Origin of the sequence: Enterococcus sp. DIV0806c (genome assembly GCF_051710905.1) — a bacterium.
GTDB lineage: Bacteria > Bacillota > Bacilli > Lactobacillales > Enterococcaceae > Enterococcus_B > Enterococcus_B mundtii.
Genome location: NZ_JBIOLO010000001.1, coordinates 594,526 through 619,384 on the forward strand (window position 1 = coordinate 594,526; position 24,859 = coordinate 619,384).

The 24,859-nt window shown below is 39.5% G+C and carries 26 protein-coding genes; 21 read left to right on the forward strand and 5 right to left on the reverse strand.

Annotated elements, in window-relative coordinates; all coding sequences use genetic code 11:
* Window positions 1-2: 2 nt before the first annotated feature.
* Window positions 3-512 carry a hypothetical protein gene (locus IGK77_RS02790; protein WP_074801610.1) on the reverse strand — a complete coding sequence of 170 codons (510 nt, stop codon included), beginning with the start codon at window positions 510-512 and terminating at the stop codon, window positions 3-5.
* Window positions 475-1,866 (reverse strand): Y-family DNA polymerase, encoded by a 1,392-nt coding sequence (locus IGK77_RS02795; RefSeq protein ID WP_074801607.1) that lies wholly within the window; start codon window positions 1,864-1,866, stop codon window positions 475-477. Before IGK77_RS02795 ends, IGK77_RS02790 begins: the two co-directional genes overlap by 38 nt.
* Window positions 1,867-2,418: 552 nt before the next feature.
* Here IGK77_RS02795 and aroF point away from each other — a divergent pair.
* From aroF to IGK77_RS02845, 10 genes are all read left to right on the forward strand, one after another.
* Window positions 2,419-3,438: a 3-deoxy-7-phosphoheptulonate synthase gene (gene aroF / locus IGK77_RS02800; RefSeq protein WP_066025183.1), complete on the forward strand. Its 1,020-nt coding sequence runs from the start codon at window positions 2,419-2,421 to the stop codon at window positions 3,436-3,438.
* A gap of 14 nt (window positions 3,439-3,452) precedes the next feature.
* The gene (gene aroB / locus IGK77_RS02805) at window positions 3,453-4,517 is read left to right on the forward strand and encodes a 3-dehydroquinate synthase (RefSeq protein WP_074801604.1); all 1,065 of its coding nucleotides are present in this window, start codon (window positions 3,453-3,455) and stop codon (window positions 4,515-4,517) included.
* Window positions 4,518-5,684 carry a chorismate synthase gene (gene aroC, locus IGK77_RS02810; protein ID WP_074801601.1) on the forward strand — a complete coding sequence of 389 codons (1,167 nt, stop codon included), beginning with the start codon at window positions 4,518-4,520 and terminating at the stop codon, window positions 5,682-5,684.
* Window positions 5,685-5,697: 13 nt separating this feature from the next.
* Window positions 5,698-6,777, forward strand: a complete 1,080-nt coding sequence (locus tag IGK77_RS02815) for a prephenate dehydrogenase (protein ID WP_074801597.1) — start codon at window positions 5,698-5,700, stop codon at window positions 6,775-6,777.
* Window positions 6,778-6,781: 4 nt separating this feature from the next.
* Window positions 6,782-8,065: a 3-phosphoshikimate 1-carboxyvinyltransferase gene (gene aroA / locus IGK77_RS02820; protein WP_074801594.1), complete on the forward strand. Its 1,284-nt coding sequence runs from the start codon at window positions 6,782-6,784 to the stop codon at window positions 8,063-8,065.
* Window positions 8,065-8,571 (forward strand): shikimate kinase, encoded by a 507-nt coding sequence (locus tag IGK77_RS02825; RefSeq protein WP_074801591.1) that lies wholly within the window; start codon window positions 8,065-8,067, stop codon window positions 8,569-8,571. Before aroA ends, IGK77_RS02825 begins: the two co-directional genes overlap by 1 nt.
* A complete protein-coding gene (gene pheA / locus IGK77_RS02830; RefSeq protein WP_074801588.1) occupies window positions 8,568-9,434 on the forward strand; it encodes a prephenate dehydratase in 867 nt (288 codons plus the stop codon). The genes IGK77_RS02825 and pheA overlap by 4 nt, the downstream gene beginning before the upstream one ends.
* A gap of 178 nt (window positions 9,435-9,612) precedes the next feature.
* The gene (locus IGK77_RS02835; protein WP_074801585.1) at window positions 9,613-9,786 is read left to right on the forward strand and encodes a type II toxin-antitoxin system HicA family toxin; all 174 of its coding nucleotides are present in this window, start codon (window positions 9,613-9,615) and stop codon (window positions 9,784-9,786) included.
* A gap of 39 nt (window positions 9,787-9,825) precedes the next feature.
* Window positions 9,826-10,281, forward strand: coding sequence for a hypothetical protein (locus tag IGK77_RS02840; protein WP_074801582.1), 456 nt, complete (start codon window positions 9,826-9,828; stop codon window positions 10,279-10,281).
* A 124-nt stretch (window positions 10,282-10,405) separates the two neighbouring features.
* Window positions 10,406-10,915, forward strand: a complete 510-nt coding sequence (locus IGK77_RS02845; RefSeq protein WP_010736264.1) for a type 1 glutamine amidotransferase domain-containing protein — start codon at window positions 10,406-10,408, stop codon at window positions 10,913-10,915.
* A 270-nt stretch (window positions 10,916-11,185) separates the two neighbouring features.
* Here the strand turns inward: IGK77_RS02845 and IGK77_RS02850 are convergent, their stop codons facing one another.
* Window positions 11,186-12,352, reverse strand: a complete 1,167-nt coding sequence (locus IGK77_RS02850) for a galactokinase (protein WP_010736263.1) — start codon at window positions 12,350-12,352, stop codon at window positions 11,186-11,188.
* A gap of 14 nt (window positions 12,353-12,366) precedes the next feature.
* Window positions 12,367-13,407 carry an aldose epimerase family protein gene (locus IGK77_RS02855; RefSeq protein WP_074801578.1) on the reverse strand — a complete coding sequence of 347 codons (1,041 nt, stop codon included), beginning with the start codon at window positions 13,405-13,407 and terminating at the stop codon, window positions 12,367-12,369.
* A gap of 227 nt (window positions 13,408-13,634) precedes the next feature.
* Here IGK77_RS02855 and IGK77_RS02860 point away from each other — a divergent pair, with 227 nt between their 5' ends.
* From IGK77_RS02860 to IGK77_RS02890, 7 genes are all read left to right on the forward strand, one after another.
* Window positions 13,635-14,540: an AraC family transcriptional regulator gene (locus IGK77_RS02860; RefSeq protein WP_074801575.1), complete on the forward strand. Its 906-nt coding sequence runs from the start codon at window positions 13,635-13,637 to the stop codon at window positions 14,538-14,540.
* 68 nt (window positions 14,541-14,608) lie between these two features.
* Window positions 14,609-15,286: an NAD(P)H-dependent oxidoreductase gene (locus tag IGK77_RS02865; RefSeq protein WP_074801572.1), complete on the forward strand. Its 678-nt coding sequence runs from the start codon at window positions 14,609-14,611 to the stop codon at window positions 15,284-15,286.
* Window positions 15,286-15,453, forward strand: a complete 168-nt coding sequence (locus IGK77_RS02870; protein ID WP_176285257.1) for a hypothetical protein — start codon at window positions 15,286-15,288, stop codon at window positions 15,451-15,453. The genes IGK77_RS02865 and IGK77_RS02870 overlap by 1 nt, the downstream gene beginning before the upstream one ends.
* A gap of 118 nt (window positions 15,454-15,571) precedes the next feature.
* Window positions 15,572-16,471, forward strand: a complete 900-nt coding sequence (locus IGK77_RS02875; RefSeq protein WP_062805658.1) for a LysM peptidoglycan-binding domain-containing protein — start codon at window positions 15,572-15,574, stop codon at window positions 16,469-16,471.
* Between the two features lie 189 nt (window positions 16,472-16,660).
* Window positions 16,661-17,368, forward strand: a complete 708-nt coding sequence (locus IGK77_RS02880) for a GntR family transcriptional regulator (RefSeq protein ID WP_074801570.1) — start codon at window positions 16,661-16,663, stop codon at window positions 17,366-17,368.
* Window positions 17,369-17,845: 477 nt separating this feature from the next.
* The gene (locus IGK77_RS02885; RefSeq protein WP_074801568.1) at window positions 17,846-18,418 is read left to right on the forward strand and encodes a Crp/Fnr family transcriptional regulator; all 573 of its coding nucleotides are present in this window, start codon (window positions 17,846-17,848) and stop codon (window positions 18,416-18,418) included.
* Between the two features lie 69 nt (window positions 18,419-18,487).
* Window positions 18,488-19,075: an NAD(P)H-dependent oxidoreductase gene (locus IGK77_RS02890; protein ID WP_074801566.1), complete on the forward strand. Its 588-nt coding sequence runs from the start codon at window positions 18,488-18,490 to the stop codon at window positions 19,073-19,075.
* A 495-nt stretch (window positions 19,076-19,570) separates the two neighbouring features.
* On the opposite strand, the gene IGK77_RS02895 is transcribed toward IGK77_RS02890, so the two are convergent.
* Window positions 19,571-20,770 carry an enolase C-terminal domain-like protein gene (locus IGK77_RS02895; protein WP_074801564.1) on the reverse strand — a complete coding sequence of 400 codons (1,200 nt, stop codon included), beginning with the start codon at window positions 20,768-20,770 and terminating at the stop codon, window positions 19,571-19,573.
* A gap of 273 nt (window positions 20,771-21,043) precedes the next feature.
* On the opposite strand from IGK77_RS02895, the gene IGK77_RS02900 reads away from it, so the two are divergent.
* From IGK77_RS02900 to IGK77_RS02915, 4 genes are all read left to right on the forward strand, one after another.
* Window positions 21,044-22,873: a glucose PTS transporter subunit IIA gene (locus IGK77_RS02900; RefSeq protein ID WP_074801562.1), complete on the forward strand. Its 1,830-nt coding sequence runs from the start codon at window positions 21,044-21,046 to the stop codon at window positions 22,871-22,873.
* Window positions 22,874-23,116: 243 nt separating this feature from the next.
* The gene (locus IGK77_RS02905; RefSeq protein WP_074801560.1) at window positions 23,117-23,527 is read left to right on the forward strand and encodes a hypothetical protein; all 411 of its coding nucleotides are present in this window, start codon (window positions 23,117-23,119) and stop codon (window positions 23,525-23,527) included.
* A gap of 241 nt (window positions 23,528-23,768) precedes the next feature.
* The gene (locus IGK77_RS02910; protein ID WP_074801558.1) at window positions 23,769-24,050 is read left to right on the forward strand and encodes a hypothetical protein; all 282 of its coding nucleotides are present in this window, start codon (window positions 23,769-23,771) and stop codon (window positions 24,048-24,050) included.
* A 64-nt stretch (window positions 24,051-24,114) separates the two neighbouring features.
* Window positions 24,115-24,792: a hypothetical protein gene (locus IGK77_RS02915; RefSeq protein WP_074801555.1), complete on the forward strand. Its 678-nt coding sequence runs from the start codon at window positions 24,115-24,117 to the stop codon at window positions 24,790-24,792.
* Window positions 24,793-24,859 lie beyond the last annotated feature (67 nt).

A 24,859-nucleotide genomic window follows, 5' to 3' on the forward strand; every position in this document is an offset into this window, starting at 1 on the left:
TTTTATTCATTTTCCTCTTCAAAATATTGATAAAATTCATCTTTGATCAATTGCAGTTCAGCTTGTTGCTTTGGCTTGTTCCAATCGATTGATCGGGAAATTTGTTCGTCATATGTCTTGTTGGTACTAAACTCAAACCATTTTATTTCTTGTTTCAAACCAACGTGACGAATGTTCTCCCAGAGAATATGGTACTGGTCAATCGTCAGATATTCTTCATCACATTCACCTAAGAAAACGCCCTCGATATTTTCTCTATATCGACCAAATTCATCTTTTGTGTTTAATTGGATGGTCACTTTTTGTCGGTAGAGAAAGGACTGTAATAGTACTTGGTCGATTTCCTCTCTCGTCATTTGCGATTGGGGAGGGAGGTCTTTTAAGGCGGCTGCTGCATTTTCTTCGATCCCTTTCACTAGTTCATCCATGGCAAAAGCGGTTCCCCATTTCAAGCCAAAGGGGCGATCGCGGTATTCATTGTAATCGAGAAATTCTTTTTTCGTGCGTCGCATGTCCTTCACCTTCAATACCAGCCATTCCGCCAGCATGACCGCCTACAAGCGAACTGCGGGCGATTGCTCGACCACCTTCCAGTAAACTATGTGCATGGACGATTGCTTTGAACCCATATTTTTGTCGAATCTTATCCACGACAAAGTCAATCTTTGCCGCATTGACTTGCTCTTTAGGATCATCGAATAGATTCAATTGCAAGCCAGTCGCATAAACTAAGCGAGAACAATTGACGCCGATACTTCGAATATCTTGCCGTTGATAATGTCGATCAAAAATCATCAATAGTGCTTCTGCTAAGACATGACTGACGTTGGTCGGCTCGATTTTCATCTGTTGGTGAAACCCGGTTTTTCCTGAAACATCTGTGTAGCCTAAAGAAAAACCGACCCATAGACTAACTACTTGTGCTTTTGCTTCTTCTCGACGTAAGCGTGTGCCTACTTGATCCGCCATTTCCTTGATCACGATTTCAATCTCTTCTCGGCGGGTATAGTCCTTATTGAGGATTTGACTATTTCCGATGCTTTTTGATTTAGGGGTGTAGACTTCACCAAGAAAGCTTCGATCGATTCCCCAGGCATGAGCATAAAGTTGTGTACCAATTACCCCCATTGCACTTTTTAAACGATAGTAATCCGCATGTGCAAGCTCATAGATGCTATGGATGTTCATTTTATTTAAACGAATCGCTGTTTTTCGACCGATCCCCCAAAAATCTGTCAGCTGAGGAATCCGCCAAAGTTTTTCAGGGACGTCTTCATAACGCCATTCGGCGATCATGTCTCGGGTATCCTTGGCTTCATTATCCAGAGCTAATTTTGCCAATAGTGGATTATCACCGATACCGATCGTGGTATAGATCCCTGTTTGATCATAAACGTCTTGACGAATCTTTTTTGCAAGTGCCCGGGCATCAGGAGCATCGAACAAATTCAAACTATTTGTGATATCCAAAAAACTTTCGTCGACCGAATAGACATGATGGTTACTTTCGTCTGCATAGGTTTTATAAATCGCATTGATTTCTTTGTTCTTCTCCATATAATAAGCCATTCGTGGTGGGGCAATATATAAATCACTGGGATAAGGAAAGGGCAAATCACGCGCACGACTGATATTCGTGATCCCGTAGGCTTTTTTTGCAGCTGGACTAGAGGCAAGGATCAACCCGCTACCACGTTCTTCCCATGAATTTCCGGGATACGACATAACAACTAGTTTGGTTGTTAAAGGGTCTAATCCAAGTGAGACACATTCAACAGAAGCATAGAACGACTTACAATCAATACATAAAATATCTCTAGAAGGTTCTTTATGATAGTCAAATACAGGATTTTGATTTTTAAACATAACAGTCACCTCTTCTACATGATTAGAACACATGTTCGTATTTTTTGTCAACGAAAAAATCAACAGGAACTTTAAAAAAACATCGGTCTTCTAAAGGATCATTGGCATAAAGAGAAAAAGATTTGAAAAAGTAGTTGACTTATTTCAGAAAGAAATCTATACTTAAACCAATCTTAAATCAGTTTGGAGCGATTTCTTATGAAAATCACATTGAATTCACAACTGAATACGTATTACTTTAGCTATTTTAGATAGGTTTGTATTCATGACATTCATGGGTGCAAACACAACGTTTGTATCTATGATGGCTAAGGATGTTTGAGATGACTTGTCCGCCACATAGATGAAAATCTATAGTGGCTTTTTTGTTAGAATTGGTGAAGGCCCACTGTAGATTTGTCTACGGCGGGCTTTTTTTATACCTAACGAAAGGAGAACCACATCAGTTCATTTTCCAACGAGTTATTTTAAGTAAACAACGAACGATTTTCCATTGTCGATCAAGTGTTCAAACAGTGATAAAAAAATAAAAATAAAAAAGGATGTTATCTTATGATTTTAATTATTAAACCAGGAATTGAAGTAAACCAACTAGAACCAGTACTTTCACGTATCAAGGAAGAGGGCTTGGACGTCCAGATCAACCATGGCAAAGATCGTCTTGTTTTAGGATTGATCGGTGATCCAAAAATTATCCAAGGTGTACCATTTGAAAGATACGACATGGTGGAGCGTGCAGTAAAAATCTCTAATACGTACAAACTGACTTCTCGAGAATTTCATCCGCAAGATACAGTCGTTGATGTGGATGGTTTGAAAATCGGTGATGGTAGTTTTGTGACGATGGCTGGTCCTTGTTCGGTAGAAGGCGAAGAACAAATCATGGAAACTGCTCGTATGGCGAAAGCTGGTGGGGCAACGGTCCTACGTGGAGGAGCCTACAAACCTAGAACGTCACCATACGCTTTCCAAGGATTAGGAGAAGAAGGACTGAAAATGATGCGTAAAGCAGCGGATCATTACGGCTTAAAAGTTATTACTGAAGTCATGGATGAAGCCCATATCGATGTCGTTTGCGAATACACAGATATCATTCAGATCGGTGCCAGAAATATGCAAAACTTTCGTCTATTAGAAGCAGTTGGGAAAACAGGAAAACCAATTGGCTTGAAACGCGGGATTTCAGGGACGATCGAAGAATGGTTGAATGCGGCGGAATACATTGCGGTACAAAACAACCCAAACATCATCTTTATCGAACGTGGTATTCGTACTTACGAAACAGCGACACGTAATACCTTCGATCTAAGTGCTGTACCGATCATCAAAAAATTAAGTCATTTCCCGATCATCGTTGACCCAAGTCATGGTACAGGGGTTTGGGATCTCGTATCACCAATGGCAAGAGCTGGTGTTGCTAGTGGCGCAGATGGGATGATCGTAGAGATCCATCCTGATCCAATCCACGCATGGTCAGATGGACAGCAATCATTGAATGAAAAGAACTACCTAAGAATGATGGAAGAAGTCGAGATTTTAGTTGAAGCAATGAATAAAATCAAAGCCTTATAGAAAAGAGGAGCGTCATGTTAGAAGTTGTCTTACCAGAAAAAAGCTATGAGATCATCATTGAACGAAATGCACTCGATCATGTGTCTGAGTGGATCGAAGGAATCTGGAAAAATAAAAAAATCGCGATTATCAGTGATACGAATGTTTTTCCGATATACGGCGAAAAAATTTGTCAACAGTTGCGGGCAAGCTACGAAGTCGTCCATTATGTTGTTCCAGCTGGGGAGAGCAGCAAATCATTCGACATGGCAGCTCACCTCTATGCGTTTTTAGCAGAAGAACAATTTACGCGTAGTGATGCGGTGATTGCGCTTGGAGGAGGAGTGATCGGCGATTTAGCCAGTTTCGTTGCTTCCACCTATATGCGAGGGATTTCATTTGTCCAGATCCCGACTTCCCTACTGGCACAGGTCGATTCAAGCATTGGAGGAAAAACAGCAATCAATGCACCCATGGCGAAAAATATGATTGGGACATTTGCACAACCAGACGGGGTATTGATCGATCCAGAGACGTTAATGACGTTATCAGAGCGTAGAATCCAAGAGGGAATTGCTGAGATCATCAAGTGTGGCGCAATCAGTGATGAAACGCTATGGCAAGATTTGGCAAGCTTAACAGGAGTTGCTGACTTACTGGCTAATAGTGAAAAAATCATTGAAAAGGCGTTGCGTGTGAAGAAACAAGTTGTTGAAGAAGATCAATTCGATAACGGGAATCGTTTGTTACTGAACTTTGGCCATACGATCGGACATGCCATCGAAAATACTGCTGGTTATGGTCAGATCAGTCATGGCGAAGCCGTAGCGATCGGTATGGTGCAAATCACCAAACAAGCCGAAAGGATGGGACAATCACCAGTGGGTATCACTGCGCAATTGATCCAAATGATCGAAAAGTATCAGTTACCGATCAAGTACCAACCTTGGGAGGAGCAATCCCTTTATGATGCGATCACCCACGATAAAAAGGCACGTGGAAAGACATTGAAAATTATTTTATTAGATAAAATCGGACAAGCAAGAATCCAAGAAATTCCGCTTGAGTCCGTGAAAGAGTATTTAAAGGAGGGGAACTAAATGCGTTTTATAACAGCAGGAGAATCTCATGGTCCACAGTTAACTGCCATTATTGAAGGTATCCCGGCAGGTTTAGAAGTTTCACTTGAAAAAATCAATGAAGATCTTGCGAGGCGACAAGGGGGTTACGGTCGTGGTGGCAGAATGAAGATCGAGAAAGATCGTGTCCAAATCACCTCAGGTATTCGACATGGTAAAACGCTTGGTTCGCCAATCACAATGATCGTGGAGAATAAAGACTGGAAGAATTGGCAGACGGTGATGTCAGTCGAGCCAATCGAAGAAAAACATGTCACACGTCGTCGAGTAGCCAAACCTCGTCCAGGACATGCGGATCTAGTTGGTGGAATGAAATACCAACATCAAGATCTTAGAAATGTGTTAGAACGGTCTTCAGCTAGAGAAACGACCATGCGTGTAGCAATCGGCTCTTTAGCAAAACAGATCCTAGCAGCACTAGATATTGAAATTGCCAGTCACGTAGCAGTTCTTGGAGGGGTCAAAGCAACGATTCCTGAAGTGCTACCTGTGGCGGTGATCAAGGAAAAAACAACGATCTCCGAAGTCAATATGGTAGACCTTGAGATCGAAGAACAAGTCAAAACATTGATCGATGAGACGAAAAAAGCAGGTGATACCTTAGGTGGTGTCGTCGAAGTCCGAGTTGAAAATGTACCGGCTGGTTTGGGTAGTTATGTCCAATGGGATAAAAAATTAGATGGAAAATTAGCACAAGCCATGCTGAGTATCAATGCCTTCAAAGGGGTAGAATTTGGGATCGGTTTTGATGCAGCGACTTTACCAGGTTCTAAAGTCATGGATGAAATCACCTGGGATCAAGAACAAGGCTACCGCCGGACAACGAACCATTTAGGTGGATTTGAAGGTGGGATGACAAATGGGGAACAAATCATCGTTCGTGGTGTGATGAAACCGATCCCTACACTTTACAAGCCATTGATGAGTGTGGATATCGACACGAAAGAAGCCTATAAAGCAAGTGTCGAACGTTCCGACAGTACCGCTGTGCCAGCAGCTTCTGTGGTGGCTGAGCACGTCATTGCAACAGCACTTGCCGTGGAGATCCTTGAACATTTCCCAGCGGATAATATGAGTGAGCTGAAAAAATCTGTTGCCAGTCATCGGCAGATGATCCAAGACTTTTAGTGAGGAGACTGATATGAAGAAAAAGGTATTTGTCTTAGGTTTAGGTCTGATTGGTGCTTCGCTTTGCCGAGCCATCAAAGGATCGAATGTGACTCTTTATGGATGGGATCATTCAGCAGAAACAAGAAAAATTGCAGAAGAAGTCCAATTAGTGGATCATCTGGTGTCTGGGATCGAAGAAGCAAGTCAAATGGATGTTATTTTATTAGCGGTTCCTGTACAAGTTAGTTTGGACTATTTGCAACAATTAGCGACACTTCCGCTAAAGGAAACTGTATTGGTCAGTGATACTGGCAGTACGAAAGCAGCAATCATGACAGCGGCTAAGGAATTACCTTTTACTTTTATTGGTGGACACCCAATGGCAGGCTCGCATAAATCTGGAGTCAAAGCCGGCAATCCCAATTTGTTCGAGGAAGCTTATTATATATTGACCAATGATCATGAGAGTGATCGTGTAGCTGAACTGATGGAACTATTAGAACCGACTCGAGCAAAATTTGTGTTGATGGAAGCCAAAAATCATGACGAGATTGTGGGTGTTTTAAGCCATTTGCCTCATATCGTGGCTGCTGGTTTAGTGCAAACCAGTGAGGAACTCAATCAGAAACATCCAAGAGCCTCCCAACTTGCCGCCGGAGGATTTCGGGATATTACCCGAATTGCTTCCTCCGACCCCAAAATGTGGACAGATATTTTATTGACAAATCAAGAAATCATGCTCTCCTTACTAGCAGAATGGCAATCCTCCATGGAAACATTGAAAACACAACTTGCGAAAAATGATGAAGATGCCATTTATCGATTTTTTGCACAAGCGAAGCAGACAAGAGATCAGTTGCCGAAGAAACGACAAGGAACGATTCCAGCATTCTATGATCTATACGTTGATATTCCGGATATTTCCGGTGCAGTTGCTAAGGTAACAACGGCTTTGAGCCAAGCCGATATTTCAATCATCAATCTAAAAATACAAGAAACTAGAGAAGATATTTTCGGAGTCCTTGAACTGTCCTTCAAAAATCAAACCGATTTAGAAAAAGGACAAGCATTGATTCAAGCGGAAAATTTTCACTGTTGGATCAGGAGTTGAGACAATGAAATTACTTAACGCGACACATGGAATCAAAGGTGAGCTAACGGTTCCAGCAGATAAGTCGATTTCTCATCGCAGCATCATGTTTGGTGCAATCAGTCATGGAAAAACGACGATAACGAACTTTTTAAAAGCAGAAGATTGCTTGAGTACGATGTCCATATTTAAACAATTAGGTGTGAGAATAGAAGAGGAAGAAGAGAAAATCCATGTTTATGGTCATGGCGTAGAGGGATTACAAACACCCACAGAACGTTTAGATGCAGGTAATTCTGGTACAACGATCCGTTTACTTTTAGGGATTTTAGCTGGAAGTAAGATTTCGGCAGAAGTGTCTGGAGATGACTCGTTGAATCGTCGCCCGATGGGGAGAGTGATGAATCCTTTACGTGAAATGGGTGCGGATCTTAAAGGGATCGAACATCCAGATCTACCACCTTTACGAGTGACTGGTGGGCCTTTGAAACCAATCGAATATGAGATGCCGATTGCCAGTGCGCAAGTCAAATCAGCGATTTTATTCGCAGCACTTCAAGCAGATGGTGAGACAACGATCATCGAAAAAGAACGATCACGGAATCATACAGAAGAAATGATCAAACAATTTGGCGGAGAGATAAGAGTAGAAAATAAAGTGATCACACTTGCTGGCGGGCAACGGTTAGTTGGACAAAACGTGGCGGTACCTGGGGATATTTCGTCAGCAGCTTTTTATCTAGTCGCAGCAAGTATTTTGCCAGATAGTGAAGTCTTATTGAAACAAGTAGGAATCAATCCAACACGAACAGGGATTTTAGATGTATTGATCGAAATGGGTGCTTCGATCCAAGAAATGCAGATCGATCAACAAAATCAAGCGGCTGACTTAATGGTACGTTCTGCCAACTTGCAGGCGTGTACGATCGAAGGAGAAATCATTCCTCGCTTGATCGATGAATTACCGATTTTGGCATTAGCTGCGACACAAGCACAAGGCACGACGATCATTCGGGACGCACAAGAATTAAAAGTGAAAGAAACAAATCGCATCGATGCGACAGCGGAAGAATTGATAAAAATGGGCGCAAACATCGAAACAACAGATGATGGGCTGATCATTCATGGTCCAACACCTTTACATGGAGCAATTGTTGATAGTCATGGGGATCATCGCATTGGCATGATGTTACAGATTGCCGCATTATTGACCGATGAGCCAGTTGAATTGAACCATCCAGAAGCGGTAAATATTTCTTATCCTGACTTCTTCACTGATCTAGCTGGTCTGATCAAGGAGAAAAACTAATGGCTGCGATTGTGCTGATTGGTTTTATGGGCGCCGGTAAAACAACGATCAGTCGCAAGCTTTCTATGCAGTTAAAGAAACCATTGATCGATATGGATACAAAACTAGTCGAGGAGTTTGGCTGTTCGATCAGTCAGTATTTTGAATTACATGGCGAAGCTGCCTTTCGACAGGAAGAAACGAACCTGTTGAAAACCTCGTTGCAAGAAGAAGCGATCATTGCGACAGGTGGGGGAGTTATCCTACAAGAAGAAAATCAACGACTGCTGACAGATCATCTGGTGGTTTACTTAAAAGCTGATCCCGATCTTTTGATCAAACGTATCCGCCAAGATCACAAACAAGCCCGTCCGTTGGCACTCGATAATGATGATACAGAGTTAAAAGAATTATTTTTTTCGCGGAAAAAACACTATGAAACATTAGCAGATCTTACGATAGAAACAACTGGTAAATCACCAGCAGAAATTGTCTCAGAAATCATAAAGCAGGTGATGAATCGATGAAAATTGGTTATCTAGGCCCAAAAGGTTCCTTCACATATAGTGCAGTAAAGAATTATTTCAACGAAGGCGATTGGTCTCCGTATCAAGCTTTAACAAATTTGATTGATGCCCAGATCAACGATGCGATCGATTATGCGATGGTACCGATCGAAAATTCCATCGAAGGTTCCGTATTACCCACATTAGACCATGTCTATGAAACCTTACCAACGATCCAAGGAGAAATCGTTTTGCCCATCAAGCAACAATTGATGGTGCATCCTGAGCATCAACAGACGTGGCAAGAGGTAACAAAAATCTGTAGTCATCCGCAAGCGTTGGCACAATCGCAAGTATTTTTGAAGCAACAGTTCCCTGACGTGGAAATCGAGCAAATGGGTTCGACTGCCCAAGGTGCCCAACAAGTTGCCGAGCATCCTGAACAAAAAATCGCGGCAATCGGACCTAAAGAAGCTGCGGAACAGTTTGGTTTGACCATCGTTCAGCAAGATATCCAATCGATCCGCAACAATGAAACCCGTTTTTGGCTACTAGGTTCCTCACCGATGTCATCTAAGTTACCAGTCAGTACTTACAAAGCAACACTATTTGTAGACTTGCCAGAAAATCGCCCAGGTGCGTTATATCAAGTACTTGCGGTATTTGCAGAACAAAAACTTAATTTGACCAAAATCGAGTCTAGACCGCAAAAAACCTCGTTAGGTGAATACTTTTTCGTGATCGAAGTAGAGATTGAACAAGCAGATACAAAATTGAACGAAGCAATCAAACTACTGGAACAGCGAGCATTTCCAGTCCAATTGATTGGAGAATATCCAGTGTACCGTAGCCGTGAGAATAGTCAGTCGCTCCAAAGAAAATAAACCAAAGCAGCCAAACTTCGATAGCTGCTTTGGTTTATTTTTTGTTGGATAATTTTTCTTTGTTTATTTTATGATGGTAAATAGATATATATTAAGTTAACACGTATAGCACGTGTTTTTTTTCTTTTCTTCACGTGTCACACGTGTTAGTATAGATATGTCAGGAGGTATTGTAACAATGCCAATGACACAACAGGAAATGGTCAAACTCTTGAATTCCATAGGTGGGTTAAAAGTTAAAGGTGGAAAATGTTCTCATATAAAAGTGAAACTGCTAGGAGTAAATCGACCAATCATTGTTCCTTCCAAGCTACCTAGAGGGACAGAACATGCGATACTGAGGCAGGGTTAAAATAGCTCTGTTCCTGCTTCTTGAGAGAGGAGGAGAATCATGCTTGTTTCATATCCGGCATTATTCTATTTAGAAACAAGTGAAGGCTATGACTCGGGATTTTCTGTTTTCTTTCCAGATTTTCCGGAGATGGCTGGTACAAGCGGATCTGACATTCCTGAAGCGCTCGAAAATGCCTCTGATTACTTAGGTATTCTTTTGGCGGCTGAGATAGAAGAAGACCGAACATTACCTGAACCATCTCTTATCAGTTCATTGTCACTTATAGAAAATAACCCTTTTAAAAGTGACTCCGAGTTCATATTAGAATATGATGCTGAAAAATCATTTATTTCAATGGTCTCTGTAGATCTAACAGAATATTTAGGCTCAGAGGAACCTATAAAAAAGACGTTAACGATCCCAAAATGGGCAGATAAGTTAGGTAAAGAAATGCATCTAAATTTTTCAAAGACATTGACCGAAGCCATAGTTCGTGAAAAACTAGGTGCTTAACTTTAAAAGAGAAACTAACATTTTTCTTTTAAATAAAATAAGTTATAAATCATAAACAGATGATTTGCACACTTTTCTGAAATCCTTTAGGCTAGAATCAAGCGATAAGAAAGGAAGAGGAAAAATGGCAAAAAAAATTGCAGCAATCGTAACTGATTTAGTCGAAGATATTGAGTTGACTTCACCAAAAGAAGCATTGGAAAATGCGGGGAATGAAGTGACAACGATTGGTTTTGAAGCAAACCAAACGATCAAAGGCAAAAAAGGTGGCGAGTTCACGATCGATCGCAGCATTGATGAAGTTTCTCCTGAAGATTTCGATGCGCTCTTGATCCCTGGAGGATTCTCACCGGATCAATTACGTAAGGACCAACGTTTTGTTGATTTCGTTACTTACTTCTTGAAAAATGACCAACCGTTATTTGCTATCTGTCATGGCCCACAATTGTTTATCCAAACCGGTCTAACAGAAGGCAGAACAATGACTGCTTACGATACTGTTCGTCCAGATGTGGCTTACGCTGGCGCGAATGTCAAAGATGAAGCAGTGGTGATCGATAATCAATTAGTCACTAGCCGTACACCAGATGATTTGCCTGAATTCAACAAAGCGATTGTTGAGATCTTAGGTTAAACGACTGAACACTTTGTAGCGTTGCAAGTCAAAATAGTGATACGAGGAATAAAGAATTTTAGAATGATTGGGACAGAAAGAATGCAAATACATTCTTTCTGTCTTTTTAACTGAAAAAGAAATGTATAATTAAAATAAGATGCAACTAATCAACAGCTGATTTTTACATTTTTTCAAAATTATTTAACCTAGATTCAAAATCATGATTCAATAAAATATGCGCCTGAGTTTGGTTGTTTGCCAAGCCCAGACGCATGTTTCTGTTTTTAACTAAATTTTCGTCGTACCGCTTCCGATATGTGCTACATAAAACTCTGGCTCATATCCTACAACCTCTAAATAACGTGCATGGACATTTTCTTTAAAGGCGGGGATTTCCTCTTCTTTGACTAGAGCGATGGCACAGCCACCAAATCCTGCGCCTGTCATTCGTGCGCCTAATACACCAGGTTGCGCTTGTGCAGCATCTACAAGTGTATCTAATTCGATGCCTGTGACTTCGTAATCATGACGGAGTGAGTAATGAGAATCATTCAATAATAGACCGAAAGCTTCTAAGTTTCCTTGCTCCAATTCAGCTTTTGCTTTTAATGTTCGTTGATTTTCAGTGACGGCGTGACGTGCACGACGGATCAGTGTATCATCACCGATCAAGTCCGTATTCGCTTCGAAAGTCGCTTCATCTAATTCGCCTAAAGCTTTGATGTCCAGCTTCGTTTGTAGACGTTTCAAGGCTTCTTCACATTCACTGCGGCGTTCATTATACTTCGATTCTGCTAATTCACGTCGCTTATTCGTGTTCATGATAACCACAGCGTAGCCATCTAATTTAACTGGGACCATTTCATAGTGTAATGTATTCGTATCTAGCAAGATGGCATGGTCGATCTCACCAAAACCGATCGCAAATTGATCCATGATCCCTGAATTGACACCAATGAATTCATTTTCTACTTTTTTTCCGGTTTGAACGAGTGTCAAACGATCGATCGCTAAATCAAACAAATCTTCCAGAACAACCCCCACTAATAATTCTAACGAAGCACTGCTAGAAAGGCCGGCACCATTAGGGATCGTTCCTTCGATCACCAATTCAAAACCGCTCTCGATGGTATAGCCAGCTTCTTTTAGTTTCAAGATCATGCCTTTGACATAATTTGCCCAATTGTCTTTTTTATCAAATGTCAGGTCATCAAGCGTGAATTCGATCACGCCGATTTCCTCAAAGTTTGTTGAGTAAACTAATACTTTGTTGTCTTCTCGACGTGCAGCAACTCCGTAAGTGCCATAAGTGATCGATGCAGGAAAAACATGTCCGCCGTTATAGTCCGTGTGTTCACCGATCAAGTTGATTCGCCCAGGTGAAAAATAGTTTGTTGTTGGTTTTTCACCAAATAATTCGTTGAATTTCGTCGTTAAATGTGCTGTTTTATTCATCTGTGCTGTTTTATTCATCTGTCTTGTTCCTCTCTTGCTTCAAGTTTGAATTCTGTAATCGTCTCAAAAGGTGTTTCCTGTGCCAAAGATATGTCGCCGAAAGAAGGGTAACGTTCTGCTCCTGGAGCGATTTGTGTTTCAAAAGTGATCCCGCCATGGTTCGCTAAACGTTGCCCGCGCATGTCAGGTGTATCTTCCCCAAAGTTGGCAGTGAAAATGACGATACTCGATGCATCCGTCCTGACACTGACTTTGATTGTTTCATCTGGACTTAAAAGAGAAGCGGCTGTTTTATCTAAGCCTGTTTCCTTTAAGAAGAACGGATGATCGATTCCATCAAATAATTCTTTTTGTGGAAAGTCACTGGTGAAAACAGTCGTGAGTTTTGTTGGTGTTTGAAAGTCAAAAGGTGTTCCAGTCACTTCTATTTGTTCACCTGTCGGAATGCTGTCCGGTCGTAATTCAGCAAAGGCGTGGCTGTTGACCCACAGCGTATGGTCATCGATTGGTTGCGTCACATCACCACTCAAGTTGAAATAAACATGATTGGTTGGGTTGAATAGTGTCAATTGATCACTGACTGCTTTCGTTGTGACACGCCAAATATTATCTTTTGTAAGGGTATAGCGAACTTCTACGGATAAATTCCCTGGAAAACCACGCTCTTTCTCGGGACTAGTCGTGGTAAAGATCACAGTGGCTTCTTGTTCGCCATCAATGATTTCGTATTGCCAGATTTTTTCTTCAAAACTTGGCGCACTACCATGTAAGGAGTGACCAGTTGCGGGATCGACAGGTAGTTGATACGTCTGACCGCCGAGGGTGAATTTGCCTGCATCGATCCGTCCAGCAGTTCGTCCGATCGTTGCTCCGATAAAGGCATCTTTTTCGAGATATTCTTCTGCTGAATCAAAACCTAGAATCAACTCTCTATCCATGAATGTCAAACTGACGATCCGTGCGCCTAAATCAGTAACAGCGAGGGTCGTGCCCTGTTGATTGGTTAAAGTAATCAACTGTGCAGATTGTCCAAATGTTTTTTTAGTAATGTCCATTTAAGTAGTCCTTTCTTGGTGCTGGATTAGTAGTTGGTGTAGGCGCAGTTTACGCCTAATCAAATTAACTATACCATTAAATGAAGCGTTTACAATAAGGTAGTTACTGTTTTTACCATTCAATCATATCAAAGAAGAGCACTTACTTGAATGTATTTCTGTGAGCAGTATTTAACTTTTTGTTGCATCTATAGTAGAATAAAGAAAATACGAAAGAGGGTACGTCAATGGAAAAAGCGATTTTTTTGAAAAAAGAACATCAATCCATCTCACAAGAACTATACTTTGATTTTTGCGGTTTTTCTAAAACATTGCCCTTTCATTCATTCGGACCAGCCATTCGTCAAGATTATATTTTGCATATCGTGATGGAAGGAAAAGGGGTCTATCGCGTAAAAAATCAGCAATATCAATTGAAAAAAGGCGATCTTTTTTTGATTAGACCGGGAGATTCTACTTTTTATTTGGCGGATGGTGAAGATCCTTGGGTCTACTGTTGGATTTCCTTCGGTGGGTCAGTAGCCGATAAAATCATTCAACATTCTTTATTTAAAGATGATCAATACACGATGGTTTCTTCAGAAATTGCTAGATATGTGGAGATTATCTTAGCATGTATGAATTACTCGACAAAAAATCTAGTCGATGAGCTGCAATTAAATGCGTTGACGTATCAATTGCTCGCGCTCTTATTAGAAGATGGTGGCTATGTTCATTTAGGAGAACAAAAAAGTTATTCAGCCCTCGCTGTTGATGCGGTACAGTATATCGAAGAACATTACAGCGAGCGTTTGACTGTTGAGGAGATCGCCCAAAAATTATCCGTTAACCGAAGTCATCTCTCTCGTGTGTTCAAAAATCACATGGGGATCAGTATCAAAGAATATATGATCGGTGTTCGCATCAATCGGGCAGCGTTTCTCTTATCTCTGACGGAAGAATCCGTGGAAGCGATCGCTTATCAAGTGGGCTTTAATAGTTTGGTCGTATTTAGCCGCATGTTCAAGAAATTCACTGGTGAGACGGCGACAAACTATCGTAGACGAATGAATAACGAAAAGATCAAAGGCGTTTCCGCAGAACAATTGAAAAAGCAATTAGAAGAACAAGCCATCATTTCTTGGGCAACCTAAGACATAAAGGCATCGTTGACTGGGTTTTTCTTGGGATATGCTAGACTAGAAAACGGGAGGAAAAAGCTATGAAAACATTGATTATTGTCAGCCATCCGACAATTGACACATCGTTGAACCAACAGTTTTTTAAAGAAGCATCCAGCCAGCTATCGACTACTTGGCATCATCTAGAAGCTTGTTATCCAGATGGGGAAATTGATCTTCAAGCAGAACTTGCTTTATTGAAAGAGCATGACCGGATCATCTTCCAATTTCCTTTCTATTGGTATAGCGCGCCAGCCCATTTGAAAATGTGGCAAGACCAAGTGTTAGAAGCGGCAACAGCAGTCTTATCAGGTAAAGAATTAGGGATCGTCTTAACAACCGGCGTGAGTGAAAAAGAATACCAAGCAGGTGGGAAAGAAGAGTATACGATCTCGGAGTATTTGCGTCCGTATCAACGAATTGCCCATAAATTCCAGATGACCTTTTTGCCTCCGTTTGTTTTAGCACAGTTCATGTACTTAACTCAAGAACAACGGTTTGAACGCCTGATCAGTTATCAGCAATATCTCACATTAGTCGAAAAACCTTCACTGATCAATCGGATCGATTGGTTTATCGAACGATTTGCGCAAAATGAACGCATCAAGGATAAAGCACCGATGAAGCAGCAGATGATCGAAACGATGTTAGAAGAAGCCAAAGAAAACATTGAAGATCTGACATTTATACTACAAGAGATGAAAGGAAGGACCTTATAATGGATCAATGGTTGACAGAACAATTAGCCGAATTGAGTACGCAAGCGGATTATGAGGGCAAAGCCTTACTTTATGAAATGTCACGCTTATTTGTCGAAATCAATGAACGGATCGAGCAGTTGCAAGGAGAAATCGATGGAGAATCTTGGAATCATCAAAAATGGTGATTTTTCTTCAGTAATAACAGAATAAAAAATGTTCATAACGCTTATTATTTGCTACAATGGAACTACAAGAAAGTTGGTAACGCTATTTTTTTTACAGAAATAACAGGTGGTGAATGAAATGAATGAAGAAAATGAACAGCGTGGCAATGTTCGATCAGCTCGAAGACAACAACAGAAACAAGCATCACGCATGCGTATGATGAAAATCGGTGCCGCTGTTGCAGTAGTCTTACTACTGGTTGGTGCAGGTACTGGATTATATCTCCATAGTAGAAACAATGCCAGTGAAAACTCGGTAGCAAAGACGAGTGAAACGACGCAATCGTCCACAGCTTCAACTACTGCTTCATCTGAAACCGAAGCAACACAAGAAAGTAGCGAAGCAACAGAACCTTCAGGAGCTATTTCTGAACAACTACAAGCAGTCGTTGCAGATTATTCGAAAAAAATCGAAGATAAAACCCCAGTGTTGATCGAAGAATACCAGGCAGAGATCCAAAACAATCAAGACGGTGTCAATGGTCTTTCGGTCATTGCCAATCGAAAAGCTAGAGAACTTCAAGCCTTATCGGATGAAGGAATCAGTAAATTAAGAGGGATGTACCAAGATGCTTCCAACAAAGAGGATATCGACCTAGATACCATGATCAATCAGCTATCTGCAAGTTACACGGCACAGGTCGCTCGGATCTCCGATATTTATCTGCGAACAAGTGCGGAACTTCAAGCAGCGACACCTAGTAGCGAATCTTCTTCGGAAGAGACGACACCTTCGACAGAAGCGACACCAGAAACAACAGAAACGTCGGAGTCACAAGCCAATCAGTACACGGCACAGTCCACAGAAGATACGAGCAATCAAGCCAATCAAGCAGCTACAACCGTTGTACGTGAAGGCGAAGGTCCAAATCAAATTGCGCAACGGACTGGTGTACCAGTTGAGACGATTTTGTCCTTGAATGGCATGACGATGGATGATTTCTTCTTTAACCCTGGTCAAGAATTACGTTTGAATTAGGAAAATCAAGAAGAAAGATTCAACTTCAATTGATTAGATGAAGTCACAAAAATGGTTTTTTTTGCCAATTTTTGTGGCTTTTTTGTTCTAAATACGTTTCGTTCTCCATTGGCTCATCATGAGTGGGTTGTGATTGGTTGTTTTTTTGTTAAGATAAAGAAGTGAATGTAAGCCGTAAAGGAGAAGATCATGAAAAAACGAGAATTCATTGTCCAAGATTTATTGAGTAAGATCTATCAAGAAGAATTCAAAGATGGAAAATTACCGAATCAACGAAAACTAGCGGAAATCTATCATGTTTCTCGCTTTACGATCCAACAAGCGATCAAAAACCTAGAAGAAATCGGTATTGTCCGTGTCGTTCAAGGATCAGGTATCTTTATCCATGAAAAATGGGTCAAAAATCCCTTGATCTTCAATTCTTTGACACGTACCCCTTATGATCGGATCCATTCAAAAATGATCAGTTTAAACAAAGCATCAGCAACGGCGGATGAGCAAAAAATCTTTCAACTTGATGAAGGCGCCGAAGTTTGGACATTTGAACGTATTCGAATCGTTGATTATAAAATCGAGCAGTTAGAAATGTCAAAAATGCCGGTTGCAATGTTTCCCGACCTGTCCCAGGAAGTCATCGAACATTCCATCCAAAAATATGTGGAACAAAAAGGCTATCGAATTTCTCACTATATCACGAGTTATGACCCGATCACGACTTCCAAAGAACAATCAAAAATATTGCTATGTAAACGCGGTACACCAGCCATGCAAATCACGAACCGAGCCATATTAGAAGATGGACAAGTCTATGAATACAGCAGCATCATTGCTATCGACTACTCAGTGACTTACATCCGCCCCTTTGACCGTGAGATCCATCGGTCGAGGATTGATTGAGGGGTTGAGTAGGATCAAAATAGTTTAATGAAAAAACTTCTGTAAAAATATAGCTTTTTTGAAAGGTAAGGGAGAAAACATTAAAACGAATTAGTTGATAGTAATTGTGAAGAAAGCACTGATGAAACGTAAAACGAAATCATCAGTGCTTTCTTACAAATGCTTGATAAGTGAAGTAAGTTATATCTATTATTTATAATAGAAAATATAAAACACAAAAAAATAACTTACAATAAGTATGAACCAAATAAGTCTTTCAACTATTTGAGCTATTGTTGATTGATTGTATGTAAAGATAATACCAAATTTATAGTTTCTGTTACTACGTATAAAAAAACTCTGTAAACCTAGAGAGAGCATGATAAGTAATTTTATAATCAAATTTGATAACTGATCAGATTCGCTTTTTCTTGCATGATCTATTCGTTTAAAGTATGTAGGTATATAATTGAGAAAAAAATAAATAGAGGTGAAATCATGGGCTATTTTTTTCAGGAAATATTGAAAGAAGCAGAAATAGATTGGGAAGATGTCTCTTCTTTTTTTGTTCCTCACACAGTCAATTCACGTACTACTTTACTTTATGAAGGAGAAATCTCTAATCATATTTTTTTTATTAAAAAAGGAGCTTTAAGGTTGTGGCATAATGATAATGGACAAGATATTACACTACAATTTTTCTTTGAAGGTCAAATCGTTTCTTCTTTTGAGAGCTTTTATTCAAGAGAAGAAAGTATGTTTTCAATTGAAAGCTTAGAAAAAACTGACTATTACGTTCTAAGTAGAGAAAAATGGATGTATCTATTAAAAGAATATCCTCTACTGAATCAGCTATTTACTAAAATTGTCACTCAAAGATTTATGGAATATAGTAAGCTTTTTTTATCTAGAATAAAATACACTCCAAAAAAACGCTATCTAGAGTTATTTGAACAACAGTCAATAATTCTACAAAGAGTTCCTGATTATTATATTGCTTCTTATCTAGGAATTACCCCAGTATCATATAGCCGAATAAAACAAAGAGTAAAAAAAGAGTTGAAAAATTAACTTATGTTAATTTCAACTCTTTTTTTCTTTTTTAAAATAGGGATAACAATTTTTAAGGAGCAAAGAAATATGAAAACAGTTATTATTTATAATCACCCTTATCAAGGGAGTTTTTGTCACGCTATACTTGAAGCAACAAAAAGAGGAATAGAAGAAGCCGGGCATACGGTTGATATAATCGATTTGGATAAGGACAACTTTAATCCAGTAATGACAGATCAAGATTTACTTGCTTTTAGAAATCATGAAATGCTTGATCAGCAGTCTAAAGACTATATTAAGCGTGTCAAGCAAGCCGATCATTTAGTGTTTATTTTCCCGATTTGGTGGGAACTCATGCCAGCCATGACAAAAGGATTTATAGATAAAGTTATTTTTCCAGGGTCAGCGTATAACTATACGAAATCTGGCTATGGTATGACAACTTTACTATCTAATATAAAGTCAACAACAGTGATTACTACAATGAATACGCCTAAGATGATGTATAGTACTATCTATGGGAATGCAATAAGTAAAGCTATGATTAGAGGGACATTGAAAAAAAGTGGCTTGAAGAATGTACGATGGATTAGTTTTAATCAAGTGAAAACAAGTTCCGAAAGTAAAAGAAAAAAATGGTTAACTAGATTAGAAAAAAATTTTTCAAAAAAATGAGACAGACCTAACGACTTTATAGGTGAAGTATCGGTTTCTATGTGTTATATAAGTAAAAAATAAAGACAAAAAAAGAACGACAATAAGAATAAAAAATGTCTTATTGTTTTTATAGATGTAGTATTAGCCGTTTTGTTTTTAGGATAAAAAGCCTAATGAAATTAGCTGAGAAGGAATGTAATTGCTACGAGCAGTTTTTTTCATAAACTCTTTTATTTTGTTGCTCTTTTTCACTCATTTCCAAAGTATGTTTCTTTGAATGATTACAAGATACGTGGAAGAGTGAACGCAACACAAATTCATATAAGAGAAGACGATTTTCTTCAAGTCAAACAGATTTTAGATTATTCTTTAGAAATTGATTTTTGAGAATTATGTTTTACATAAAAAGCTACTAAGGTTTACACGTGTATTCATTATTGTAATAATAGGTATACAGCGGAACCAAAAAAAGCTATCCTTACATGTTTCGTGTAAGGATAGCTTTTTTTTGAATTACGGTGTCACGATCGTTCCGTCTGGTGTACGGCTTTGTGTCCATTCGTGTGGACGATAGACAACTGGAAATTCTGCCGCCTGTTCTTCATTGAATGTGACACCGATCCCACTTTGTTCGATCGGGTAGAAAAAGCCTTTTTTTGGTGTGGGGATATTTCCGAAAAGTTGTTTCGTATTTTCAGGAATATCGATGTTTTCTTGGATCGCCGCATTGTGCAAGTGGATGTTCAAATGCGTATTCACTGCTAAGCCGATTGGTGTGATATCAGATGGCGTATGCCAAGCGATTCGTATCCCCATCGCTTCGCAAAAGTGTGCCAATTTCAAGGCAGGAGTGATCCCGCCGATTTGTGAGACATGGGCACGCATATAGTCGATTTGGCGATTGCGAACTAATTCTTTCCATTCCATTGGATTATTGAACAATTCCCCAGTAGCAATCGGAGTCGTTGATTGACTTCGCAATTGAGCCAACCATTCATTTTGGTTTGGCGGTAGAATATCTTCTAAAAAGAAAAGATTGTACTTTTCTGCTTTTTTTGCAAAACGGATCGCTTGGTTAGGATGCAAGCGTTCGTGAACATCATGTAACATTTGGAAACGATCGCCATATTTGTTTTGGATATGTTCAAACATGGATAGCGTAGTAGACATGTATTCTTCTTGATCGAAATAAGAGCCAGCAAGTGGTTGTTCAGGTGTTGCTAAATTCGTTGGATTTCCCCCATAAAAACCTAATTGACAACGAATATAGCGATACCCTTGTGCGAGAAATGTTTCGATTTCACGATCGAGGTCCTCTAGATTATCTGCGACAGCATGCGTATACGCAGGAATTGCTGTTCGAGCTTTTCCGCCGAATAACTGATACAATGGCATATCAGCGATTTTCCCTTTGATATCCCAGAGCGCCATATCGACACCTGAAATGGCGTTATTTGTGATTGGCCCATTCCGCCAGTAAGAATTGACATTCATGACTTGCCAAAGGTCTTCGATTTGATTCGCATCGCGTCCAATCAGTAAAGGTTTTAAGTATTCTTCAACTACGGTCTGGACAGCCAAAGGACGGAATTGGAAAGTGCCGCAACCGAAACCGGTCACGCCTTTATCTGTTTCAACTTTTACGACTAACAAGTTGTGACGATCTGGTTTGATTGCGTAACTTTTTATATTTGTAATGATCGTTGGTGTCATTTTTTTCACTCCAATATACATAAATATGAATCATGTGCATCCTCATTGAAACATGGGAAAGAACATCCTGTCAATTTGGTCTAATAAAAACATCTAAACCAACTAAAAATCAGTCCAATTTTACGTCACTATTTTTTAAAACGTTGATATTAAAGCTTTTTTTATGGTTATTTACTAAAAAGGACTGGTTTTACAAGTGGCGTTCCACATGCTACTATTTGGGTGAAAGCGGAAACAGGAATTATTGTTTGATGAGAATAAGGGGGAGAACAAGTGAAGCATGAAGAAATAGCAAAACAAATCATACAACATGTGGGTGGAGCAAGTAATATCAACAACGCTTGGCATTGTATGACACGATTACGGTTTGATTTAAAAGATGAGAAAAAAGTGGATTATGCTGCGTTGGAAAAAACACCTAAAGTGGTGGGGACAAAATATCAAAGCGAACAACTGCAAGTTGTGATCGGTACAGAAGTCGCTGACTATTTTGCACCAATTGCGAAAGAATTAGGGTTAGATGAAACAAGTGAACGAAGTGAAGGAGAGAAAAAAGGAGTCGTATCCTTATTTATGGATACTGTTTCCGGTGTATTTGGTCCGATCGTACCAGCAATTGCTGGGGCAGGAATGATCAAGGGTTTGATGGCCGGTTTAGTGGCATTGAATGTCATTTCGAATCAGACGGATACGTATTTGATCATTGATATGATTGCGAGTGGCGTATTTACTTTCTTGCCATTTTTCGTTGCTGCTTCTGCCGCTCGGATCTTCAAAACGAATCCATATTTAGCGATTGCGATCGCTGCAACTTTACAATTTCCCACCATGACGACAGCGGTTGCTGAAGGTTCGATCTCTGCTTTCCAACTGTTTGGTATCATTCCAGTTCCTGTCTTTAATTATGCAGGAACAGTTATCCCGATCATTTTTGCGGTATTAGCACTCAGCTACATTTATCGTTGGGTGGATAAGCTGTTGCCACAAGTGTTACGGACGGTGTTCACACCAACCATTTCCCTGTTTGTTGCAGGATTATTGACACTAACAGTGATTGGTCCAATCAGTATTCATTTAGGTAACCTCTTAGCAGCTGGTGTGGCATGGTTATTCTCAATCTCGCCAGTGTTAGCTGGTATCGTGGTCGGTGCGATCCGTCCAATTGCAATCTTTACTGGATTGCATCATGCGATGACCCCAATTGCCTTACAAAATTTTGCGAATCAAGGCTATGACATGTTGATGCCGATGATGTTTATGGCAAACATGGCGATCACTGGGGCGACAGCGGCTATTTACTTGAAAGTGAAATCAAAAGAAGAAAAATCATTGGTTCTATCTTCTGCTGTTTCTGGTCTATTAGGAATCACTGAACCTGCACTTTTCGGGATCTTATCAAAATACAAGAAAGCGTTTATGGCAGCAACGATCGGTAGCTCGATCGCTTCAGCGTTTATCAGTTTCTTCGGTGTTCGGATCTATGGCTATATTTTATCAAGTATTTTTAGCTTACCCGCCTATATTGGTCAGTATTTTGTGTTTGCGGTACTTGGGATAGTGATTGCCTTGGTTTCCTCTTTTGCGATCACTTATTTCTTAGTACCAAATGAACAAGCAGAAGATACTGAGTACACGAACGAAGTGAATCTACACGCTGTGGCTAAAGGGGAATATATTCCTTTAGAAGACGTGCCTGATGAAGTTTTTTCAACGAAAATGATGGGCGATGGTTTTGCAATCGAGTCAATCGATGGCGCCATCTTTGCACCGGTCAGCGGAAAAGTCACTACGATTTTCCCTTCCAAACATGCGTTAGGAATCAAAACAAATAATGGCGTAGAAGTCTTAGTCCATATGGGGATCGATACTGTCAACTTGAATGGGGCAGGTTTCGATGTACTTGTAAAGGTCGGTGATCAGGTAACCGTTGACACTAAAATTGCTCAAATGGATTTGCCGTATATCCATAGTCAAGGGAAAAAGAGCATGGTCATCGTTGTGATCACGAACATGGATCGCGTGTCGAAATTTTCAGGTGAACGAAACTTAGAAGGGCAGCACCAAGCTGGAGCGCTCTTGGAACGCGCTTTGTTGAATGGATAAATGAACGAGTAACAAAAAACACACGTAGCCTTTAAAGGTTGCAGTGATCCTCAAAAGTTAGATTTTTTTGGTCTAACTTTTGGGGGTTGCTACACCTTTGAAGGTGGGCGTGTGTTTTTTTGATTTCTAAATGAAATCAAAAGTTGGATGGATGATTTTTATTTGCTTGACAGATGATGAAATGATTTAATCAATAGAGATGAGAGAGTAGCAGAAAATTCCTAGGAGAAAAGAGGAGAACAAATGGAACATAGAATTAAATTGTTCACTAATAATATCCAATTAGAAGAAGTTTCGTACAAAGAAACTGCCAATACTTCTATCCATCTATGTGGTACCTTTCTAATAGATTCAGAAACAGACTGGGTATTTCGTATGGAAGATTATAATCCGACTTATCTGGTACAGGTAATCGATGAGCAACAGACTGAAACAAATAGCATACATGTAGAAAATAAAAATAATTTTACTTGTGTATCCTCGAAAAAATTAGCTTTTGATTTTTCAGAAGAATGGGTAGGGACAGTTTTGAAAATAATAAAAGCGAAAAATTCATATTTTTCTGAAACTAAGTTATTTAAAATAAATTTAAATGTTATTTATTTGTTAAAAAAAGAAAAAGTTGAAGTTGGTCATATTTATATAAGTATTTGAATGTAGTCTGTATCATTCGTATATTTGGTCTTTATTTCTTGTCTATTTACGTTTTTTTGCTATTTTTTTATTGGTGGTAAGTGATATTTTAAATGGTGAAAAGTTTGGATATGAGTGGAATGGCTTATTTACGCTTGTTAAACTATCTCAGGTTGTTTTATTTGATGTTTTTTTAAAAATAAATTAATCTTATTTTAAGAAGCGGTAAGCGCTTTTTAAATAATCTTAGGAGGAGATATGTATGACTGGAATTGACGGAGGGATCACTATCCCAGAATCGCCAACAATTACTGATGAACACAAGAAGCTGGTAGAAGAAGCTCGTAAAACGCTAATGGACAGTAGTAAAGCAATACCTTTTGCACTATTAGGCACACAAGTAGTTACTGGGACAAACTATTGGATCTTGTGCAAAGTCAACATGTTAGGCCCAACTCAGAATGAAAAATTAGTGACTTACAAAATCAACAAAAATCTACAAGATGAAGTGACACTTTTGGAAGCGGTGACATTTGAATTTTAAGTAAACGTACTTTCTAAGAAATCCATACTTTCAATGGAAAATTTGAGAATAGGAGCCTATAACAATGGATAAATCGAACGAAATGCTCATGTTGGATATCATGGATGACGGAATATTAGAAAATTTTCAAGTAAAAGACCGATTAGTTAATTCATCGATTCATACGGAAGAGTTAAGAGAAATCCATGTTCAGCGAGGAAAAGGAAAGTTGGTACAGGGTGGTGCACGAATTTCACGTGGTGTAACTGGTAGTCTAACAGTCGATATCAAAGTTCATACGATCAGTCAGGAAAATTTTAAAGAAATTGTTAATCAAGTCACAAGGAACTACAAATCGGAACACCATGAAGAACTAGAACAACATTCAAGGCAAAACACAAGCCGTACTAGTTGGTTGTTAGGCTTGTTTGGTGTAGCTAGTGGAAATAGTTATGATAACTATCAGAATCAAAAATCATTTACTGCTTCTCTCGAAGACACTGTTCTTCGTAATTCAGTCAAAGAGATTTTTAATAAAGCAGAAGAAGAGTGCACGGTCACAGGTTCGTTCACAATGGTTGGTATGGGAACAGAAACAACAGCAACTGTTTTTGCAGAAATCATGGTGATTGAATCTGCAGATAGAAAAGAAAAAATCCAAATCGTGAGTGATCGAGCGACAGTTGGAGATATCAATACAGGGTCAGGAGCAAATGTTCGTTTAGAATCCGATGATCACCTAGATATTGTTTCGTTTATGTAGGTCGGGAAAACACAAACATGTATAAATAACTAGGGATTCATTGTCAATAACTCTGTAAATTTTTTCA

Excerpts from the sequence above, each read along its gene's own strand:
- IGK77_RS02840 (WP_074801582.1), top strand. The coding sequence starts at position 9,826 with ATGCTTGTTTCATATCCGGCATTATTCTATTTAGAAACAAGTGAAGGC.
- pheA (WP_074801588.1), top strand. The coding sequence starts at position 8,568 with ATGAAAATTGGTTATCTAGGCCCAAAAGGTTCCTTCACATATAGTGCA.
- IGK77_RS02855 (WP_074801578.1), bottom strand. The coding sequence starts at position 13,407 with ATGGACATTACTAAAAAAACATTTGGACAATCTGCACAGTTGATTACT.
- IGK77_RS02905 (WP_074801560.1), top strand. The coding sequence starts at position 23,117 with ATGGAACATAGAATTAAATTGTTCACTAATAATATCCAATTAGAAGAA.
- IGK77_RS02795 (WP_074801607.1), bottom strand. The coding sequence starts at position 1,866 with ATGTTTAAAAATCAAAATCCTGTATTTGACTATCATAAAGAACCTTCT.
- IGK77_RS02825 (WP_074801591.1), top strand. The coding sequence starts at position 8,065 with ATGGCTGCGATTGTGCTGATTGGTTTTATGGGCGCCGGTAAAACAACG.
- IGK77_RS02845 (WP_010736264.1), top strand. The coding sequence starts at position 10,406 with ATGGCAAAAAAAATTGCAGCAATCGTAACTGATTTAGTCGAAGATATT.
- IGK77_RS02850 (WP_010736263.1), bottom strand. The coding sequence starts at position 12,352 with ATGAATAAAACAGCACATTTAACGACGAAATTCAACGAATTATTTGGT.
- IGK77_RS02885 (WP_074801568.1), top strand. The coding sequence starts at position 17,846 with ATGGGCTATTTTTTTCAGGAAATATTGAAAGAAGCAGAAATAGATTGG.
- aroC (WP_074801601.1), top strand. The coding sequence starts at position 4,518 with ATGCGTTTTATAACAGCAGGAGAATCTCATGGTCCACAGTTAACTGCC.
- IGK77_RS02835 (WP_074801585.1), top strand. The coding sequence starts at position 9,613 with ATGCCAATGACACAACAGGAAATGGTCAAACTCTTGAATTCCATAGGT.
- IGK77_RS02915 (WP_074801555.1), top strand. The coding sequence starts at position 24,115 with ATGGATAAATCGAACGAAATGCTCATGTTGGATATCATGGATGACGGA.
- IGK77_RS02910 (WP_074801558.1), top strand. The coding sequence starts at position 23,769 with ATGACTGGAATTGACGGAGGGATCACTATCCCAGAATCGCCAACAATT.
- aroF (WP_066025183.1), top strand. The coding sequence starts at position 2,419 with ATGATTTTAATTATTAAACCAGGAATTGAAGTAAACCAACTAGAACCA.
- IGK77_RS02890 (WP_074801566.1), top strand. The coding sequence starts at position 18,488 with ATGAAAACAGTTATTATTTATAATCACCCTTATCAAGGGAGTTTTTGT.
- aroA (WP_074801594.1), top strand. The coding sequence starts at position 6,782 with ATGAAATTACTTAACGCGACACATGGAATCAAAGGTGAGCTAACGGTT.
- IGK77_RS02815 (WP_074801597.1), top strand. The coding sequence starts at position 5,698 with ATGAAGAAAAAGGTATTTGTCTTAGGTTTAGGTCTGATTGGTGCTTCG.
- IGK77_RS02790 (WP_074801610.1), bottom strand. The coding sequence starts at position 512 with ATGCGACGCACGAAAAAAGAATTTCTCGATTACAATGAATACCGCGAT.
- IGK77_RS02895 (WP_074801564.1), bottom strand. The coding sequence starts at position 20,770 with ATGACACCAACGATCATTACAAATATAAAAAGTTACGCAATCAAACCA.
- IGK77_RS02865 (WP_074801572.1), top strand. The coding sequence starts at position 14,609 with ATGAAAACATTGATTATTGTCAGCCATCCGACAATTGACACATCGTTG.
- aroB (WP_074801604.1), top strand. The coding sequence starts at position 3,453 with ATGTTAGAAGTTGTCTTACCAGAAAAAAGCTATGAGATCATCATTGAA.
- IGK77_RS02860 (WP_074801575.1), top strand. The coding sequence starts at position 13,635 with ATGGAAAAAGCGATTTTTTTGAAAAAAGAACATCAATCCATCTCACAA.
- IGK77_RS02875 (WP_062805658.1), top strand. The coding sequence starts at position 15,572 with ATGAATGAAGAAAATGAACAGCGTGGCAATGTTCGATCAGCTCGAAGA.
- IGK77_RS02880 (WP_074801570.1), top strand. The coding sequence starts at position 16,661 with ATGAAAAAACGAGAATTCATTGTCCAAGATTTATTGAGTAAGATCTAT.
- IGK77_RS02870 (WP_176285257.1), top strand. The coding sequence starts at position 15,286 with ATGGATCAATGGTTGACAGAACAATTAGCCGAATTGAGTACGCAAGCG.